The organism is Burkholderia mayonis (assembly GCF_001523745.2).
In the GTDB taxonomy this organism is placed as follows: Bacteria; Pseudomonadota; Gammaproteobacteria; order Burkholderiales; family Burkholderiaceae; genus Burkholderia; species Burkholderia mayonis.
In genome coordinates, this window is record NZ_CP013386.1 from 2,030,726 (window position 1) to 2,047,060 (window position 16,335).

Genomic DNA, 16,335 nt, shown 5'->3' on the forward strand with positions numbered 1-16,335 from the left:
AGTCAATCCTCATCGTCATCCGCATACGGGATGCCTTCATCGTAACCGTCGTCATAGACCGCGTCGGCGTCGCCGAATTCCGCATCGTCCGAGCCGAAGCCGAGCGCGTCGACGAGCGCCGCGAGATCGTCCGGCAGCGGCGCGCGCCATTGCATCGTCCGGCCGGTCGCTGGATGGACGAGGCCGAGCCGCCACGCGTGCAGCGCCTGCCGTGCGAAGCCGCCCGGCAGCGGCGCGACCGAGCGCTTGCCGCGCGCGCGGCCGTACACCGGATCGCCGAGGAGCGGATGTCCGACGTGCGCGCAGTGTACGCGGATCTGATGCGTGCGCCCGGTCTCGAGGTCGCAATGGATCGCCGATACCGGCTGGCGTTCCCACATCGCCGTATCGACGGTGCGGAAGTGCGTGCGCGCCGGCTTGCCCGCCGCGCCGGTCACGACCGCCATCCGCGTGCGTTCGCGCGGGTCGCGGCCGATCGGCGCATCGATCGTGCCCTCGGCGGGCATCTGCCCCCATGCGAGCGCGAAATAGCGGCGCTTCACCGTGCGCGCCTGCAATTGGCGAATCAGATCGGTCTGCGCGGCGAGCGTGCGCGCGACGACCATCAGGCCCGACGTCTCCTTGTCGAGCCGATGCACGATGCCCGCGCGCGGCAAACCAGCCGCGTCGGCATAGCGGTGCAGCAGGCCGTTCAGCAGCGTGCCGCTCCAGTTGCCCGCGGCCGGGTGGACGACGAGGCCGGCCGGCTTGTCGATGACGACGAGCGTGTCGTCCTCGTAGACGACCGAAAGCGGCACCGGCTCCGGTGCGAACGCGAGCTGCTCGGGCAGCAGGTCCGGCAACAGCTCGATCGTCGCGCCGAGCGGCACGGGCTGCCGGATCTTCGCGAGCGCGCCATCGACGCGCACGCGCTCCGACTCGATCCATTGCTGCAGACGGCTGCGCGAGAACTCGGGGAAAAGCTGCGCGAGCGCCTTGTCGAGGCGCTCGCCCGCAAGCGCGGGCGGTACCTCGATCACGCGCGGCGCATCGGCGCCGAGATCGGCGCTCACGGGAGCGACGAGCGCGTCGCTCGTCAGATCGTCGTCGAGCGAATCACCGGGAGAAGCGTCGGCGAGGCCGGCGCTTGGGCTATAATCGTCGCGGTTTGACGTGCCCGTACGGGCATTCAACGTACTTGAACGGGTCATTTAGACTGGGTCACTTGAGACTTGAAGCTAGGACAATGCGAGCCCTATTCACCATGATGCATTCGACCAAACGCGTCGCGAAACCTGCGGCGGCCTGGGCCGCGCTGGCCGCGGCCGCGGCGCTCGTCGCGGGCTGCCACGGCTTGCCGCAGAAGACCGATGAAACGGCGGCCTGGTCGAACAACAAATTATACTCAGAGGCTCAGGATGCATTGACGGGCGGCGACTGGGGCAAGTGCGCGAAATACTTCGAAGCGCTGCAGGGCCGCGATCCGTTCGGCCATTTCGCGCAGCAGGCGCAGATCAATGTCGCCTACTGTAACTGGAAGGACAACGAAGCGGCCGCGGCCGACCAGGCGATCGACCGCTTCATCCAGCTCCACCCGGATCACCCGGATATCGCATACGCGTACTACCTGAAGGGGATGATCCACTTCAACGACGACCTCGGTCTCTTCGGCCGTTTCTCCGGCCAGGACATGAGCGAGCGCGATCCGCAGGCGCTGCGCGAATCGTATGACGCATTCAAGGTCGTCGTCGACCGCTATCCGAAGAGCAAGTATGCGCCGGACGCGGCCGCGCGGATGCGCTACATCGTCAACGCACTCGCATCGCACGAAGTGCACTCGGCCGACTATTACTATCGGCGCGGCGCATACGTCGCGGCGATCAACCGCGCGCAGCTCGCGATCAAGGAATACAAGAACGCGCCCGCGATCGAGGACGCACTGCACATCATGATGCTGTCGTACGCGAAGCTGAATCAGCCCCAGTTGGCCGACGACACGAAACGCGTGCTCGCGTCGACGTTCCCGGACAGCCCGTATGTCACGGGCCGTGCACGGCCGGGCGCGAAGAAATCGTGGTGGCAATTCTGAGCGCCGCGCAGTCGACGCGGTAAAGAAAAACCCGGCTCGACAGGCCGGGTTTTTCTTTTTGCGCGCCGTCGATCCGTGTCGCGATGACTGCGTCGACCGCGGCGCGTGCCACGCGCCGCCGCTGCCGCCGTCGACGATTCGCTTGGACGCCCTTGCCTATGCCTGCTCGGCCTCGCGCCGCTCGGCGAAGAAATCGCGCACGACGTCGATCTCGCGCGTGCGCTTGAAGGGCGGCAGGCTCTGCCAGATACGCCGGCCGTACGGCTTGTCGACGAGGCGCGTGTCGCAGATCATCAGCACGCCGCGATCCGTCTCCGCACGAATCAGCCGGCCCGCGCCCTGCTTCAGCGTGATGACGGCCTGCGGCAGCTGATGGACGGCGAACGGGCTCAATCCCTTTTTCGTCAGCGCATCGAGCCGTGCGGCAAGCACCGGATCGTCGGGCGGCGCGAACGGCAGCTTGTCGATCACGACGAGCGACAACGCGTCGCCTCGCACGTCGACACCCTCCCAGAAGCTCTGGCTGCCGACGAGAATCGCGTTGCCGTACGCACGGAACCGATCGAGCAGTTCGGTGCGGCTCGCATCGCCCTGCACGAGGAGCGGCGTGTTCCAGCCACGCGCCTCGATCGTGTCGCGCAGCTTCGCCGCGATCCGGTCGACCGCGCGCAGCGTCGTGCACAGCACGAACACGCCGCCGCCCGACGCCTCGATCACCGGCAGCGCGGCGTCGAACACCGCGTCGGTGAACACGGGTGACGACGGCTGCGGCAGATTCCGCGGCACGTACAGGAGTCCTTGCGTTTGATAGTCGAACGGACTCGGCAGCGTCATCGAGCGGCGTGCATCGAGGCCCATCTGCGCCGCGTAGTGCGTGAAGTCGCCGCGCACCGACAGCGTCGCCGACGTGAAGATCCACGCGCGCGGCACGCCCGCACGCTGCTTCGCGAAGATCGGCGCGACGGACAGCGGCGTCTCGTGCAGCTGGACCGTATGCGCGAACACTTCAACCCAGCGCACCTTTTCGTTCGGATCGCCGCGCTCGCCCGCTTCCGCGGCGGCCTGCGCATCGGCTGCGTCCGCTTTCGCGCCGGGCGCGACCCAGCCCGCGAGCAGATCCTGCAGCTCGCGCGCGCGGCGCTGGCATGCCGCAATCGATTCGGCGCGCTCCGCCTGCCCGGCGAGCGCAGTCGACAACGCATCGAGCGCCGCCTCGACCGCATCGAGTGCGCCGAAGAGCGGATGGCCGTCGCCCAGTTGCGCGAGCGACATGCGCACGATGCCGTCGTCGGCGAACGCGAGCCGCACATCGCGCGCGGCACGCTCCAGCGCACCGCCGAGCTTCACCCATTCGACCGCATCGCGCGCATGCGCGAGGCCCTCGACGACCGAATCGCGCGCGAGCTCGAGCATCTGTGTCGTCGACAGCGTCTCGCCGAAAAAAAGCGTTGCAGTCTCGGGCAACTGATGCGCTTCGTCGAAGACGATCGTGTTCGCACTCGGCAGCAACTCGGCCATCCCGGTATCGCGCAACATGATGTCCGCGAAGAACAGGTGGTGATTGACGACGACGATGTCCGCCTGCTGCGCCTCACGGCGCGCCTGCATCACGAAGCAGTCCTTGTAATGCGGGCATTCCTGGCCGAGGCAGTTGTCGCGGGTCGACGTGACCATCGACCACACGGGCGACGTCTCCGGCACGCTCGCGAGCTCGGCCTTGTCGCCGCTCTTCGTGAGCTTCGCGAAGCGGATGATGTCCTGCAGGTACGCGGTGTCCTGTCGCGACGGCAAGCGGCCGTTGTCGGCCGTGCGCTGCAGGTAGTAATGGCACAGGTAGTTCGCGCGGCCCTTGAGCATCGCGACCGTCACGGGCACCGCGAGCGCGTCGCGCACCGTCGGGATGTCGCGCTGGAACAGTTGGTCCTGCAGGTGCTTCGTGCCCGTCGACACGATCACCTTGCCGCCCCAGAGCATCGCCGGGACGAGGTACGCGTAGGTCTTGCCGGTGCCGGTGCCGGCCTCGACGATCAGCGTGTTGTCGCTGTTATCCCCCCCTTCGTCGTCGGACGACGCGGCGGGCGCGCCGTCGCGGCCAGCGGACGCGCCGTCCTGCAGGCGCCGCGCGGGACGCTTGCGCGTCTCGAAGATCTCGGGTTCGGGCATCAGCTTGCCCGACGCCTCCATTGCGGCGGCGACGGCGCGCGCCATGTCGATTTGCGACGCACGCGGACGATAGCCGTCGAGCGCGCGCGCGAACAGTCCGCCTTCGCCGAAAATGGCGTCGAGCTCGTTGATGCGTTTCACGCTCGGCGTGTACGCTCCTGCCGCCGCTCCGGCGTCGGACGTGCGTGAGCGCGCGGCGGACAATTCGTCGCGCCGCGCGTCGGGATTGGCATCAAGCGGTGAATTCAAGGCAAGCGGTTCCTAGTATCCGGCGCTTGCCGCGGCGCCGGCGCTTGCCAGGCCGCGCCTAAGCGCGCTTATCCGGTTCGAGCTGCGATTGCAGCATGATGATTTTGTCTTTGGCCAGCAGCTTTTCCTTCTTCAGCCGGTGCAGCGCCAAGTCGTCGATATCGGAACGACCCTCCTTCAGTTCGATCTCGCGGGCAAGCTGCCTGTGCAGCTCCTGCAACGACGCCAGTCGGTTGTACAGTTCCTGTTGCGTTTCCGCCAAACGGGTTTGCATACTCGCCTCCTCACTGAACCAGCATGCCGGCCGAGCCGCCCGCATGCCCGAGATTGCCTTGCGAAACCACTACCCAACGTACCGCGTTACTGCCCTGCTGTTGGCCGTTACTGCTGCTGTTGCTGCTTCTGTTGCGCCTTCTCGGCGGCCTGCCGCTGGCGCTCCTCGACGTCGGCCTTGTGCTGCACCGCGTCACGCTGCTTCTGCTCGTAGCGCGCGGCGTTCTCCGCGCGCTGCTGCGCGTCCTTTGCCGCTTGCGCGTGCGCTGCGTCGAGCTTGTGCTGGAACTCGGCCTGCTTCGCGTCGTAGGCCTTCTGGTCCGCTGCGCGCTGCGGCGCCTGAGCGTCGCGTTCCGCGCGCTTCAGCGCGTTTTGCTGCTGCTTGCTTTCGTACACGGCCGCGCTCGCCTTTTCGTCGGCCGCGCGCTGCGGCGCTTGCGCCTGCCGCCCGGCTTCCTTCAGCGCCAGTTGCCGGTCGCGCTCCTGCGCACGCACCGCACGCTGCTCGTCGTCGAGCGCGAGCTGTTCCTCGCTGATGCTCGCGCGCTCGGCGCGCATCGTCTCGCGCGCCTTGTCCAGGCAGCGATTGACGAAAAACGTGCTGTAGCAATCGTGCTGAGCCACCGCATAACGATAGTCGTTTTCCGCCGTGCGTTGATTGAGCACTTTTTGACGCGCATCGAAATTCGCTTGCGCGGCGAACGTGCCCGCATCGGACGCATCGGCGGCAGGTGCGGCGGCAGACGTCTGCGCGAGGCCGGCGACGGGCGCGCAGGACAGCATCGCCGCAAGCGCTGCGGCGAACGCGACAACGAAAAATCGGGAGGTAGGCAACGTCGTAGGAAAGCTGCGGATCATGGATGAAATTCTAACACCCGCGGCTAGCCCCATTTGCATTTATGGCAAAATGCCCCGCTCCATTCACCCGCCCATTCCGGCCCGAAGGCGCAGCCGGCCGGCACGGGCGATTTCAGCAGGCAGCAGACGCACATCACGACATGACGGAAACCGTAGCACTCAAGATCGTACAGCGCATCGCCGACGAACTGGCGGTCCAGCCCAGGCAGGTCGCCGCAGCGGTGCAACTCCTCGACGAAGGCTCCACCGTTCCGTTCATCGCCCGCTACCGGAAGGAAGTCACGGGCAATCTGGACGACACGCAGCTGCGCCAGCTCGAAGAACGCCTCCTGTATCTGCGCGAGCTCGAGGAGCGACGCGCGACGATCGTCGCGAGCATCGACGAGCAAGGCAAGCTGACCGACGAGCTGCGCGCGGCGATCGACACGGCCGACAGCAAGCAGACGCTCGAGGATCTGTACCTGCCCTACAAGCCGAAGCGCCGCACGCGCGCGCAGATCGCGCGCGAAGCGGGGCTCGAGCCGCTCGCGCAGGCGCTCCTCGCGAATCCGCTCCTCGATCCGCAAACGGAAGCCGCCGCGTACGTGGACGCCGACAAGGGCGTCGCCGACGTGAAAGCGGCGCTCGACGGCGCGCGCGACATCTTGTCCGAGCAATTCGGCGAGACGGCGGAATTGCTCGGCAAGCTGCGCGACTATCTGTTCGAGCGCGGCGTCGTGTCGTCGGCCGTCGTCGAGGGCAAGGAAGGCGAGGAAGGCGAGAAATTCCGCGACTACTACGATTACTCGGAGACGATCAAGACAGTGCCGTCTCACCGCGCGCTTGCGCTGTTCCGCGGACGCAACGCTGGCGTGCTGACTGTCAAGCTCGGCCTCGGCGAAGAACTCGACGCGCAAGTGCCGCATCCGGGCGAGGCGATGATCGCGCGCCATTTCGGGATCGCGAACCAGAGCCGGCCGGCCGATAAGTGGCTGTCCGACGTGTGCCGCTGGTGCTGGCGCGTGAAGGTGCAGCCGCACATCGAGACCGAGCTGCTCACGCAGTTGCGCGAGACGGCCGAGCACGAGGCGATCCGCGTGTTCGCACGCAATCTGAAGGACCTGCTGCTCGCCGCGCCCGCGGGCCCGAAGGCCGTAATCGGTCTCGACCCCGGCCTGCGCACGGGCGTGAAGGTTGCGGTCGTCGACCGCACCGGCAAGCTGCTCGCAACCGACACGATCTACCCGCACGAGCCGCGCCGCGACTGGGACGGCTCGCTCGCGAAGCTCGCGCGCATCGCCGCACAGACGCAGGCCGAGCTCGTCAGCATCGGCAACGGCACTGCATCGCGCGAGACCGACAAGCTCGCGAGCGAGCTGATCGCGAAACATCCGACGCTCGGACTGCAGAAGATCGTCGTGTCCGAAGCGGGCGCGTCCGTCTACTCGGCGTCGGAACTAGCGGCGAAGGAATTCCCGGAACTCGACGTGTCGCTGCGCGGCGCGGTGTCGATCGCACGCCGGCTGCAGGACCCGCTCGCCGAACTCGTGAAGATCGAGCCGAAAGCGATCGGCGTCGGCCAGTATCAGCATGACGTGAACCAGCGCGAGCTCGCGCGCTCGCTCGATGCGGTCGTCGAGGATTGCGTGAACGCGGTCGGCGTCGACGCGAATACCGCGTCCGCCGCCCTTCTTGCGCGCGTGTCGGGCCTCAATACGACGCTCGCGCGCAACATCGTCGACTACCGCGACGCGAATGGCCCGTTCCCATCGCGCGAGCATCTGCGCAAGGTGCCGCGCCTCGGCGACAAGACGTTCGAGCAGGCCGCGGGCTTCCTGCGCATCAACGGCGGCGAGAACCCGCTCGATCGCTCGTCGGTTCACCCGGAAGCGTACCCCGTCGTCGAGCGAATGCTCGCGAAGATCCAGAAGCGCATCGACGACGTGCTCGGCAACCGCGACGCGCTCGCGGGCCTGTCGCCCACCGAATTCGTCGACGAACGCTTCGGGCTGCCGACGGTGCGCGACATTCTCGTCGAGCTCGAGAAGCCGGGCCGTGATCCGCGCCCCGAATTCAAGACCGCGACGTTCCGCGAAGGCGTCGAGAAAGTGTCGGATCTCGCGCCGGGCATGGTGCTCGAAGGCGTCGTGACGAACGTCGCCGCGTTCGGCGCGTTCGTCGACATCGGCGTGCACCAGGACGGGCTCGTCCACGTGTCCGCGATGTCGACGAAATTCGTCAAGGATCCTCACGAAGTCGTGAAGGCGGGTCAGGTCGTCAAGGTGAAGGTGCTCGACGTCGACGTGAAGCGCCAGCGGATCTCGCTGACGATGCGTCTCGACGACGACGCTGCGCCAAGTGCGGCAGGCGACCGCGGCGGCGCGGATCGCAGCGGAATGCGTGGTGGCAACCGTCCGCAGCGCTCGCGCGAGCCGGAGCCGGCGGGCGCGATGGCCGCCGCGTTCGCAAAGCTCAAGCAGCAGCGCTGAGCTCGCGTCGTCCGCAATCGGGATAGGGGCAGTCAGTTAATCTGACCGTCGCGATTTACGCTCCACGCGTCCTCCCCACACTCGATCGCCCTCGTGCAGTTGCGCTTCGCTTCATTTGCCGTGATCCGCTTATGGCGGGACTTGCACCCGCAGGAGTGCGCCCATACTGGGCGCACATGAAAAAGCCCGCACCGATGCGGGCTTTTTTGTGGTGCGGCGCCGGTCAATGCCGACAGGCAGTTCGACGCCACTCACGCATCGAGCCGCGCCGCTCGACGACGAACGGCGCGGCATGCGTCGCTCAGATCTCGATCTTCGTGCCGAGCTCGACAACGCGGTTGGCAGGAATCGAGAAGAAGTCGGTCGGCTTCGCGGCGTTCTGGTGCATCCACGCGAACACGCGCTCGCGCCAGATCGACATGCCGGGCAGATGAGTCGGCACGACTGTCTCGCGCGCGAGGAAGAACGACGTATCCATCAGCTCGAACGTGAGGCCGCGCTGCCGCGCGACTTCCTCGAGCACCGCCTTCACGTCCGGCGTCTCGTTGAAGCCGTACTCCGCCTTGACGATGTAGAGTCCCTCGCCCGCGTCTTGGATCGTGACTCGTTCGTCATCCTTCACATACGGAATGTCGCGCGTGACGAACGTGAGGAACAGCGTCCGCTCGTGCAGCACCTTGTTGTGCTTCAGGTTGTGCAGCAGGCTCACCGGCACCAGCTTGTCGTTGCCGGTCAGATAGATCGCGGTGCCCGACACGCGATGCGGCGGATGCGCGAGCAGCCCCTGCAGGAACGGCGTAAGAGGGATGCCGTCGGCCGCTGTGCGTTCCTTGACGATGTGACGCCCCTTGTACCACGTCATCAGCAGGAAGAACAGCATCGCACCGATGCCGAGCGGCAGCCAGCCGCCCTGTTCGACCTTCAACAGGTTTGCGCCAAAGAAGCCGAGATCGACGACGAGGAACACGCCGATGATGAGCGAGACGAGCAGCTTGTTCCAGTTCCAGACCTTCACCATCACGACGGCGGCGAGGATCGTCGTGATCACCATCGTCGCCGTCACCGCGATGCCGTACGCGGCCGCGAGGTTGTCGGAGCTCTTGAAGCCGATCACGATGCAGAGGATCACGAACAACAGCAGCCAGTTGACGACCGGTACGTAGATCTGGCCGATCGCAAGGTCGGACGTGTGCAGGATCTTCATCCGCGGCACATAGCCGAGCTGGATCGCCTGGCTCGTCAGCGAATACGCACCCGAGATCACCGCCTGCGACGCAATCACGGTCGCGACCGTCGACAGCACGACGAGCGGCAGCGCCGCCCATTGCGGCGCGAGCAGGAAGAACGGATTCTCGATCGCCTTCGGATCGAGGAGCAGCAGCGCGCCCTGGCCGAAGTAGTTGATCACGAGCGACGGCATCACGAGCACGTACGCGGCGAGCCGGATCGGCTTCGCGCCGAAGTGGCCCATGTCCGCGTAGAGCGCCTCCGCGCCCGTCAGCACGAGCACGACGGAGCCGAGCACCACGTATGCGAGCAGCACGTGCTCGGACATGAACGAGAACGCGTAGTACGGGTTGATCGCCGCGATGACCATCGGCGCGCGCGCGATGTGATAGACGCCGAGCACCGCGATCGTGACGAACCAGAGCACCATGATCGGGCCGAACAGCTTGCCGACCATCGCCGTGCCGTGCCGCTGAATCCAGAACAACGCGATCAGGATCACGATCGTGATCGGCAGCACGAGATGCGTTAGCTGCGGCGCCGCGACCTCGATACCCTCGACCGCCGACATCACCGAGATCGCCGGCGTGATCACCGCGTCGCCGTAGAACATGCACGCGCCGAAGATGCCGAGCGCCATCATGAGCCCGGTGACGCGGGACTTCGGATTCAGCGGCCGCAGCGACAACGCCATCAGCGCGAGTACGCCGCCTTCGCCGTTGTTGTCCGCACGCATCACGAACAACACGTATTTGATGCCAACGACGAGAATGATCGCCCAGAACAGCAGCGAGATCACACCGAGAATCGAGCTTTGCGTGAGAGGAATGCCATGGGCCGGACTGAACGCTTCCTTGAGCGAGTACAGCGGGCTCGTGCCGATGTCGCCAAAAACCACGCCGATTGCGGCGATCGCGAGCGATTGCAGCGAATGCTGGCGCGTGGACGAGTGATTCGTGTCGGTCATAAAAGCGGTATAAATCCGTGCTGGGGTCGGAAAATCGAGCGCTATTCTAACTGGGCACGCAAAAATGCCGCCCACTGGTGTTGTCAGCACACCACTTGCGGCGGCGCGCCGAGTGTAGCACGGGGTCGTGACGCTTCCCCCCGCGACGGGGCGTCATGATAGCCGGGCGAGGGCGGCGCGCCTACCCTTGCCGCGCGATTCTTCGGGTGCTGTAAAGAGGACGTAAAAAAAACGGCGCCGTCCGGGCGCCGTTTTCGATGCAACATTGGCCGCGCTCACGCGCCGGACGCGTCGTTGCGCTGCGCGTTGCCGCGCTTGATCCATGCCGCGAGATTGTGCGGACGCACTGTATCCCATTCCTCGAACGGCTGATGAATCCACGGATTCGTCGGCAGGTACTGGACATGGTAGTCGGGCTTCACCTTCGAGCAGCCCTTGTACCAGAGCACCGCCGAACGCACGGCCGTCACGGCCGGATAACGCTCCTTCAGATGCTGCTGGACGCGCGCGAGCGTCACGCCCGAATCAACGAGATCATCGACGAGCAGCACGTTGCCCGACAGATCGCCGCGCGTCATCGTGATGTATTGCGCGATGTCGAGATCGCCCTGTTCCGTGCCCGCCGCCTCGCGATACGAGCTCGTCGCGAGGATCGCGAGCGGCAGGTCGTAGATGCGCGACAGTTGATCGCCGACGCGCAGACCGCCGCGCGCAAGACACAGGATCTTGTCGAACTTCCAACCCGAATCGTGCACCGCGAGCGCGAGCATCTCGATCAACCGGTGGTATTCGTCCCAGCCGACCCAGAGATTCTTGTCGTCGTTGCGCGGGTCGGACATCGAGAGCGTCGCCAGGAGATTCTGCGTCATCGGCGCTTACACCTTGAACGGATGACGCAGCAGGATCGTCTCGTCGCGATCCGGGCCAGTGGACACCATGTCGATCGGCACGCCAGCCACTTCCTGCACGCGCGTCAGATACGCACGCGCGTTCGCGGGCAGCGCGTCCCACGACTTGATGCCGACCGTGCTTTCCTTCCAGCCGCCGAACGTCTCGTAGACGGGCTCGCAGCGCGCGACCTCGGCCGCGCCGCGCGGCAGCAGGTCGACGTCTTCGCCGTCGATCTTGTAGCCAACGCACAGCCTCACTTCCTCGAGGCCGTCGAGCACGTCGAGCTTCGTCATGCAGAGGCCCGACACGCCGTTGATCTGGATCGAGCGGCGCAGCGCGGCCGCGTCGAGCCAGCCGGTGCGGCGCGGACGGCCCGTGACGGAGCCGAATTCCTTGCCGACGTTCGCGAGCGTGACGCCGATCTGGTCCTGGCGGCTCGGATTGTCCGCGTCGTACAGCTCGCTTGGGAACGGGCCCGAACCGACGCGCGTGCAATAAGCCTTGGTGATGCCGAGGATGTAGTCGAGCTTCTGCGGACCGACGCCCGCGCCCGCCGCCGCCGCGCCCGCGACGCAGTTGCTCGACGTGACGAACGGATAGGTGCCGTGATCGATGTCGAGCAGCGTGCCTTGCGCACCTTCGAACAGCAGGTTGCGGCCCGCGTGATTCTCTTCGTACAGACGGCGCGACACGTCGGCGACCATCGGCTTCAGACGGTCCGCGTAGCCGAGCATCGTGTCGAGCGTCGCCTGGAAATCGACGGCCGCGCCGCCGAGATACTGCGTCAGCACGAAGTTGTGGAAGTCGAGATTCTCGCGCAGGCGGTCGGCGAACGTTCTCGCGTCGAACAGATCCTGCACGCGCAGCGCACGGCGGCCGACCTTGTCTTCGTACGCGGGGCCGATGCCGCGGCCCGTCGTGCCGATCTTGCCCGCGCCGCGGCGCGCTTCGCGCGCCTGGTCGATCGCGATGTGGTACGGCAGGATCAGCGTCGCGGCTTCGGAGATGAACAGGCGCTCGCGAACGTTCAGCCCTGCCTCTTCCAGCTCGCCGATTTCCTTGAAGAGCGCCTCGGGCGACAGCACGACGCCGTTGCCGATGTAGCAGGCGACGCCTTCACGCATGATGCCTGACGGGATGAGGCGCAAGATGGTCTTCTTGCCGCCGATGATGAGGGTGTGGCCGGCGTTGTGGCCGCCCTGGAAACGCACGACGCCCTGAGCGTGGTCCGTCAGCCAGTCGACGATCTTGCCTTTGCCTTCATCACCCCATTGAGTCCCCACGACGACGACATTGCGCCCGGGAGTCGCGTTCACTGCGCTGGCAGACATGTTGATTCGTTAGCTGGTTAAAAACGTATTCTACCTAGGTTCGCCGCCGGTTCCGAATTTTTCCGTTTCGCTTCAACGACATTGCACGCTGGAAGCGCGTCGGAAGCCCGGCGGCGCGACGCGTTCAGCGGGGCTCGACCACCCACGCGCCGCCCTGTTCGACGAGCGTGCGGTCGCACGCGAACTCGTCGAGCACGTGATCGTGCCCCGGCAGCGCCTGGATCACGACTTCGCCCGCGTCGCGCAGCGCACCGACCGCCGCGCGCAGCGCGTCGTCCTGCTTCCACGGCGCCAGAATCGCGGCGCCGCGCGCCTCGATCGGCGAAATCCGCGCAATTTCGCGCAGGTCGAGTGAAAAGCCCGTCGCCGGGCGCGCGCGACCGTACGCCTGACCGACGTGGTCGTAGCGGCCGCCGTGCGCGACCGCGTTCGGCACGCCGTCGACGTATGCGGCGAACATCGCGCCGCTGTGATACGCGTAGCCGCGCAGATCGGCGAGATCGATCGCGACCTCGGCGTCCTTCACCTGCGCGGCGAGATGCGAGAGGTCGTCGAGCGCGCGCGCGATTTCGGGCAGCGCCGGCAGCTGGCGGCGCGCCTCGTCGAGCACCGACGCGTCACCGTACAGGCGCGGCAGCGCGCGCAGCGCGGCGCGCGTATCGGCGCCGAGATCGTCGGTCAATTCGTTCAGGCGCGGCACATCCTTGCCGGCGAGCGCGTCGTAGAGCGCCTCGCCGCGCTCGGCCGCGACCGCGTCGCGCGCGAAGAGCGCCGCCAGCACGCCCGCGTGGCACAGGTCGAGCCGAATTTTCTTCAGACCAGTCAGATGCAGCGCGTCGAGCATCAACTGCTGGATCTCCTGATCGGCCTCGAGGCCCGCATGTCCGTAGATTTCCGCGCCGACCTGGAGCTGCTCGCGGCTCGCGTGCAGCCCGCGCGGCCGCGTGTGCAGCACGGGGCCCGCGTAGCAGAGGCGCGTCACGCCCTGGCGGTTCAGCAGGTGCGCGTCGATCCGCGCGACCTGCGGCGTCATGTCCGCGCGCAAGCCGAGCGTGCGGCCCGACACCTGATCGACGAGCTTGAACGTGCGCAACCGCAACTCGTTGCCGCCGCTCGTCAGCAGCGACTCCAGATACTCGAGGAGCGGCGGCATGACCATCTCGTAGCCATACGAACGAAATCGGTCGAGCAGCCTGCGACGCAGCTCCTCGATCTTGCGCGCCTCCGACGGCAGCACGTCGGCAATATTCTCGGGAAGTAACCAGGTCGACATCGTTGCGATCCTACGACGGGAAACACGGCGCGCGCGACGCGCGCCTCGGATTGAAATCGGGTCGGCGCCCGGCGTCCCGGCGGATGGCCGGGAAGCGCCGAGCGGACGCGCACGGCCGGGTCAGGTGACGAGCAGGAGCAGCGCAAGCCCGATCGCCATCACGATGAACCCGCCGATCCGGATATGGTGCGCAGGCCGCTCCGCTATTCTACGGAACGTGTCGCGCCACGCGCTCGGAAACACGAACGGAAAGGCGCCCTCGATGATGAGCATCAGCGCGAGAGCAAGCAGTAACGAACCAGCGAAATCCATGCGGACGACGACGCCCCTTGCACATCAACGGTTGCGGGGAGCGGCAGCCGGCGCCGCGGCGCCGCCCGTCGGGCTGCGCATGAAGCGGAAGAACTCGCTGTCCGGATCGACGACGATGACGTCGTTCGGCTTGAAGCTGTTCCGATACGCCTGCAGGCTCGCGTAGAACTGGTAGAACTGCGGATCGCGGCCGAATGCGTCGGCGGCGATCGACGCGGCCTTCGCGTCGCCCTCCCCCTTGATCGACTGCGCGGCCTTGTAGCCTTCCGCGAGAATCGTCTGCTGCTGCCGGGCCGCGTCCGCCTTGATCTCTTCCGCCTGCGCCGCGCCTTCCGCGCGCTCGCGCTCGGCCTGACGCTGCAACTCGGCCGTCATCCGCTGGTACGCGCCGTCCGCCTGCGCGGCAGGCAGATCGACGCGCATGAGCTGCACATCGACGATGTCGATGCCGAGCGGCGTCGCATCGGCCTGCAGCACGCGCTTCGCCTCGTCGGCGATCGCGCGCTGGCTGCCGAGCGCGCTGTCGAGCTCGCGCTTCGCGAACGCGCCGCCGAGCGCGCCCTTGACGGCCGCCGACAGGCGATCGACCTCGCCGCGCGGCGCGCCGCCCGTTTCCTTGTAGTACTTGAGCACGTCGGCGACCCGGTACTTGACGACGGGGCTCACGAGCACGTCGCTCTTGTCCTTCGTCGTCAGGATCTGCGGATCGGCCGAGTCGAGCGTCTGGATGCGGACGTCGACGAACGTCGCCGTCTGCAGCGGCTGCGGCAGCTTGAAATGAAGGCCGGGGCCGGCGAGCGTCGGCGCGTCGCCGTCGCGCGACGACAGCACGGCCGCGTGGCGCGGATCGACGACGAGCACCGTCGACGAAGCCACCAGTGCGACGATGACGATCGCTACGACGAGCGCGATGATTCGGTTCATGTAATGCGCTCCTCGTTACTGCAGATCATCGGTGCGCGAGCGGCTGCGGAACGCCTCGCGCGAGCGCAGCGGATCGCTGCCGGACGCCGGACTCGCCGCGGCGGGCGCGGACGCGCGAGGCGCGCTCGCCGCAGCCGACGCCGGCGCGGAAAACGCAGGCGTCTGTGCTCCGCTCGCGGGCGCGGCGGCGCTCGCCGCGTCGGCCGCGCGCTGGCGGCCCGCTTCGACGATCTTGTCGAGCGGCAGATACAGCACGCTGTTGCCCGCCTTGTTGCCGACGTACACCTTCGTCGTGTTCGAATAGATCTCCTGCATCGTCTCGAGGTACATCCGCTCGCGGATCACCGCGGGCGCCTTCGAGTACTGCGCATAGACTTGCTTGAAGCGCTCGGCGTCGCCTTCCGCCTGTGCGACGACGCGCTCCGCGTACGACTTCGCGTCGTCGACCATCTTCGCCGCGTCGCCCTGCGCACGCGGCAGTAATTCGCTCGCGTACGCCTGCGCGGCGTTCTTCGCGGCTTCGCCGTCCTGACGCGCCTTCGCGATGTCGTCGACGGCCGCCTGCACCTGCTCGGGCGGCGCGACGCTCTGCACGGTCACGCCGGTGACGACGAGCCCCGTCCGGTAGCGGTCGAGGTCGTGCTGGATCGCCTTCGCGAGCGCATCGCGCAGCGCGTCGCGATCCTGTGCGAGCACGTCGTCCGCGCTCTTCGCGCCGACGATCTCGCGCACCGCCGCCTGCGCCGCCTGCGACACGCTGCGCTCGGGATCGGCGGCACGGAACAGGTAGTCGGTCGCAGACCCGATCCGATATTGAACGGCGAAGCGCACGTCGACGATGTCGGCGTCGCGCGTCAGCATCGACGCGTCCTTCACGTTCGCGAGCCGCACGACGTTGTTGCGTCCGATCTCGATCGACCGCACCTGCGCCGTATCGACGATCTCGTGCGATTCGAACGGATATGGCAGGCGCCAGTGGACACCGTCGCCGACCGAGCCCTTGTACTCGCCAAAGCGCAGCACGACGCCCGTCTGACCGTCCTGAACGATGAAAATGCCGCTGCCGAGATAGATTGCGATCAGCACGCCCGCGACGATGCCGACGCCGACACGCGCTGCGCGCCCGTTGTCCGGACGAAAGCCGTTGTTGCCGCCACCCTTGCCGCCGAACCAGCCGCTCAGGCGACGGTTGAAGCTCCGCCACATCTCATCGAGGTCCGGGGGGCCATCGTCGCGTCCGTTCGGGCGCTTCGATTCGTTCGGTCGCGGCTTGTCGCCGTTGCCGCCGCGTCCCCAGCGGGGATCGTTGATCGACAGCAAGGCGCACATCC

The 16,335-nt window shown here is 66.8% G+C and carries 14 protein-coding genes; 3 read left to right on the forward strand and 11 right to left on the reverse strand.

The features are described 5' to 3' along the window. Nucleotides 1-2: 2 nt before the first annotated feature. Complete coding sequence (locus tag WS70_RS09975) at nt 3-1,190, reverse strand: RluA family pseudouridine synthase (RefSeq protein WP_059598651.1); 1,188 nt, start codon at nt 1,188-1,190, stop codon at nt 3-5. Nucleotides 1,191-1,243: 53 nt separating this feature from the next. On the opposite strand from WS70_RS09975, the gene WS70_RS09980 reads away from it, so the two are divergent. Continuing rightward, complete coding sequence (locus WS70_RS09980; RefSeq protein WP_010103277.1) at nt 1,244-2,068, forward strand: outer membrane protein assembly factor BamD; 825 nt, start codon at nt 1,244-1,246, stop codon at nt 2,066-2,068. Between the two features lie 156 nt (nt 2,069-2,224). Here the strand turns inward: WS70_RS09980 and WS70_RS09985 are convergent, their stop codons facing one another. The 3 genes from WS70_RS09985 to WS70_RS09995 form a co-directional block, all read right to left on the reverse strand. After that, the gene (locus tag WS70_RS09985) at nt 2,225-4,480 is read right to left on the reverse strand and encodes an ATP-dependent DNA helicase (protein ID WP_059598650.1); all 2,256 of its coding nucleotides are present in this window, start codon (nt 4,478-4,480) and stop codon (nt 2,225-2,227) included. A 58-nt stretch (nt 4,481-4,538) separates the two neighbouring features. Beyond that, nucleotides 4,539-4,754 carry a YdcH family protein gene (locus tag WS70_RS09990; RefSeq protein ID WP_010103275.1) on the reverse strand — a complete coding sequence of 72 codons (216 nt, stop codon included), beginning with the start codon at nt 4,752-4,754 and terminating at the stop codon, nt 4,539-4,541. 107 nt (nt 4,755-4,861) lie between these two features. Further along, the gene (locus WS70_RS09995; protein ID WP_059598649.1) at nt 4,862-5,611 is read right to left on the reverse strand and encodes a hypothetical protein; all 750 of its coding nucleotides are present in this window, start codon (nt 5,609-5,611) and stop codon (nt 4,862-4,864) included. A 140-nt stretch (nt 5,612-5,751) separates the two neighbouring features. On the opposite strand from WS70_RS09995, the gene WS70_RS10000 reads away from it, so the two are divergent. Beyond that, nucleotides 5,752-8,079, forward strand: a complete 2,328-nt coding sequence (locus WS70_RS10000; protein ID WP_059469762.1) for a Tex family protein — start codon at nt 5,752-5,754, stop codon at nt 8,077-8,079. A gap of 301 nt (nt 8,080-8,380) precedes the next feature. On the opposite strand, the gene WS70_RS10005 is transcribed toward WS70_RS10000, so the two are convergent. Beyond that, nucleotides 8,381-10,273, reverse strand: coding sequence for a potassium transporter Kup (locus tag WS70_RS10005; protein WP_059469761.1), 1,893 nt, complete (start codon nt 10,271-10,273; stop codon nt 8,381-8,383). On the opposite strand from WS70_RS10005, the gene WS70_RS10010 reads away from it, so the two are divergent. After that, nucleotides 10,238-10,432, forward strand: coding sequence for a hypothetical protein (locus tag WS70_RS10010; protein ID WP_082715961.1), 195 nt, complete (start codon nt 10,238-10,240; stop codon nt 10,430-10,432). The genes WS70_RS10005 and WS70_RS10010 overlap by 36 nt on opposite strands. Before the next feature lie 116 nt (nt 10,433-10,548). Here WS70_RS10010 and WS70_RS10015 read toward each other — a convergent pair whose 3' ends face one another. The 6 genes from WS70_RS10015 to hflK all read right to left on the reverse strand — a co-directional run bounded on the left by WS70_RS10015 (nt 10,549) and on the right by hflK (nt 16,333). Continuing rightward, nucleotides 10,549-11,142, reverse strand: coding sequence for a phosphoribosyltransferase (locus WS70_RS10015; protein ID WP_059469760.1), 594 nt, complete (start codon nt 11,140-11,142; stop codon nt 10,549-10,551). Between the two features lie 6 nt (nt 11,143-11,148). Then, complete coding sequence (locus WS70_RS10020) at nt 11,149-12,495, reverse strand: adenylosuccinate synthase (protein ID WP_059469759.1); 1,347 nt, start codon at nt 12,493-12,495, stop codon at nt 11,149-11,151. Between the two features lie 124 nt (nt 12,496-12,619). Then, nucleotides 12,620-13,768: an ATP phosphoribosyltransferase regulatory subunit gene (locus tag WS70_RS10030; protein WP_059469758.1), complete on the reverse strand. Its 1,149-nt coding sequence runs from the start codon at nt 13,766-13,768 to the stop codon at nt 12,620-12,622. A 120-nt stretch (nt 13,769-13,888) separates the two neighbouring features. Next, entirely contained in the window at nt 13,889-14,080 is a 192-nt protein-coding gene (locus WS70_RS10035) for a DUF2065 domain-containing protein (protein ID WP_059469757.1), read from the reverse strand. 24 nt (nt 14,081-14,104) lie between these two features. Next, entirely contained in the window at nt 14,105-15,004 is a 900-nt protein-coding gene (gene hflC / locus WS70_RS10040; RefSeq protein WP_059598648.1) for a protease modulator HflC, read from the reverse strand. 15 nt (nt 15,005-15,019) lie between these two features. After that, entirely contained in the window at nt 15,020-16,333 is a 1,314-nt protein-coding gene (gene hflK / locus WS70_RS10045; protein ID WP_059469755.1) for an FtsH protease activity modulator HflK, read from the reverse strand. Between the last annotated feature and the right edge of the window lie 2 nt (nt 16,334-16,335).

Coding starts and splice junctions, on each gene's coding strand:
- WS70_RS09975 (WP_059598651.1), bottom strand. CDS start 1,190: ATGACCCGTTCAAGTACGTTGAATGCCCGTACGGGCACGTCAAACCGC.
- WS70_RS09980 (WP_010103277.1), top strand. CDS start 1,244: ATGATGCATTCGACCAAACGCGTCGCGAAACCTGCGGCGGCCTGGGCC.
- WS70_RS09990 (WP_010103275.1), bottom strand. CDS start 4,754: ATGCAAACCCGTTTGGCGGAAACGCAACAGGAACTGTACAACCGACTG.
- WS70_RS09995 (WP_059598649.1), bottom strand. CDS start 5,611: ATGATCCGCAGCTTTCCTACGACGTTGCCTACCTCCCGATTTTTCGTT.
- WS70_RS10000 (WP_059469762.1), top strand. CDS start 5,752: ATGACGGAAACCGTAGCACTCAAGATCGTACAGCGCATCGCCGACGAA.
- WS70_RS10010 (WP_082715961.1), top strand. CDS start 10,238: ATGCTGGCGCGTGGACGAGTGATTCGTGTCGGTCATAAAAGCGGTATA.
- WS70_RS10005 (WP_059469761.1), bottom strand. CDS start 10,273: ATGACCGACACGAATCACTCGTCCACGCGCCAGCATTCGCTGCAATCG.
- WS70_RS10015 (WP_059469760.1), bottom strand. CDS start 11,142: ATGACGCAGAATCTCCTGGCGACGCTCTCGATGTCCGACCCGCGCAAC.
- WS70_RS10020 (WP_059469759.1), bottom strand. CDS start 12,495: ATGTCTGCCAGCGCAGTGAACGCGACTCCCGGGCGCAATGTCGTCGTC.
- WS70_RS10030 (WP_059469758.1), bottom strand. CDS start 13,768: ATGTCGACCTGGTTACTTCCCGAGAATATTGCCGACGTGCTGCCGTCG.
- WS70_RS10035 (WP_059469757.1), bottom strand. CDS start 14,080: ATGGATTTCGCTGGTTCGTTACTGCTTGCTCTCGCGCTGATGCTCATC.
- hflC (WP_059598648.1), bottom strand. CDS start 15,004: ATGAACCGAATCATCGCGCTCGTCGTAGCGATCGTCATCGTCGCACTG.
- hflK (WP_059469755.1), bottom strand. CDS start 16,333: ATGTGCGCCTTGCTGTCGATCAACGATCCCCGCTGGGGACGCGGCGGC.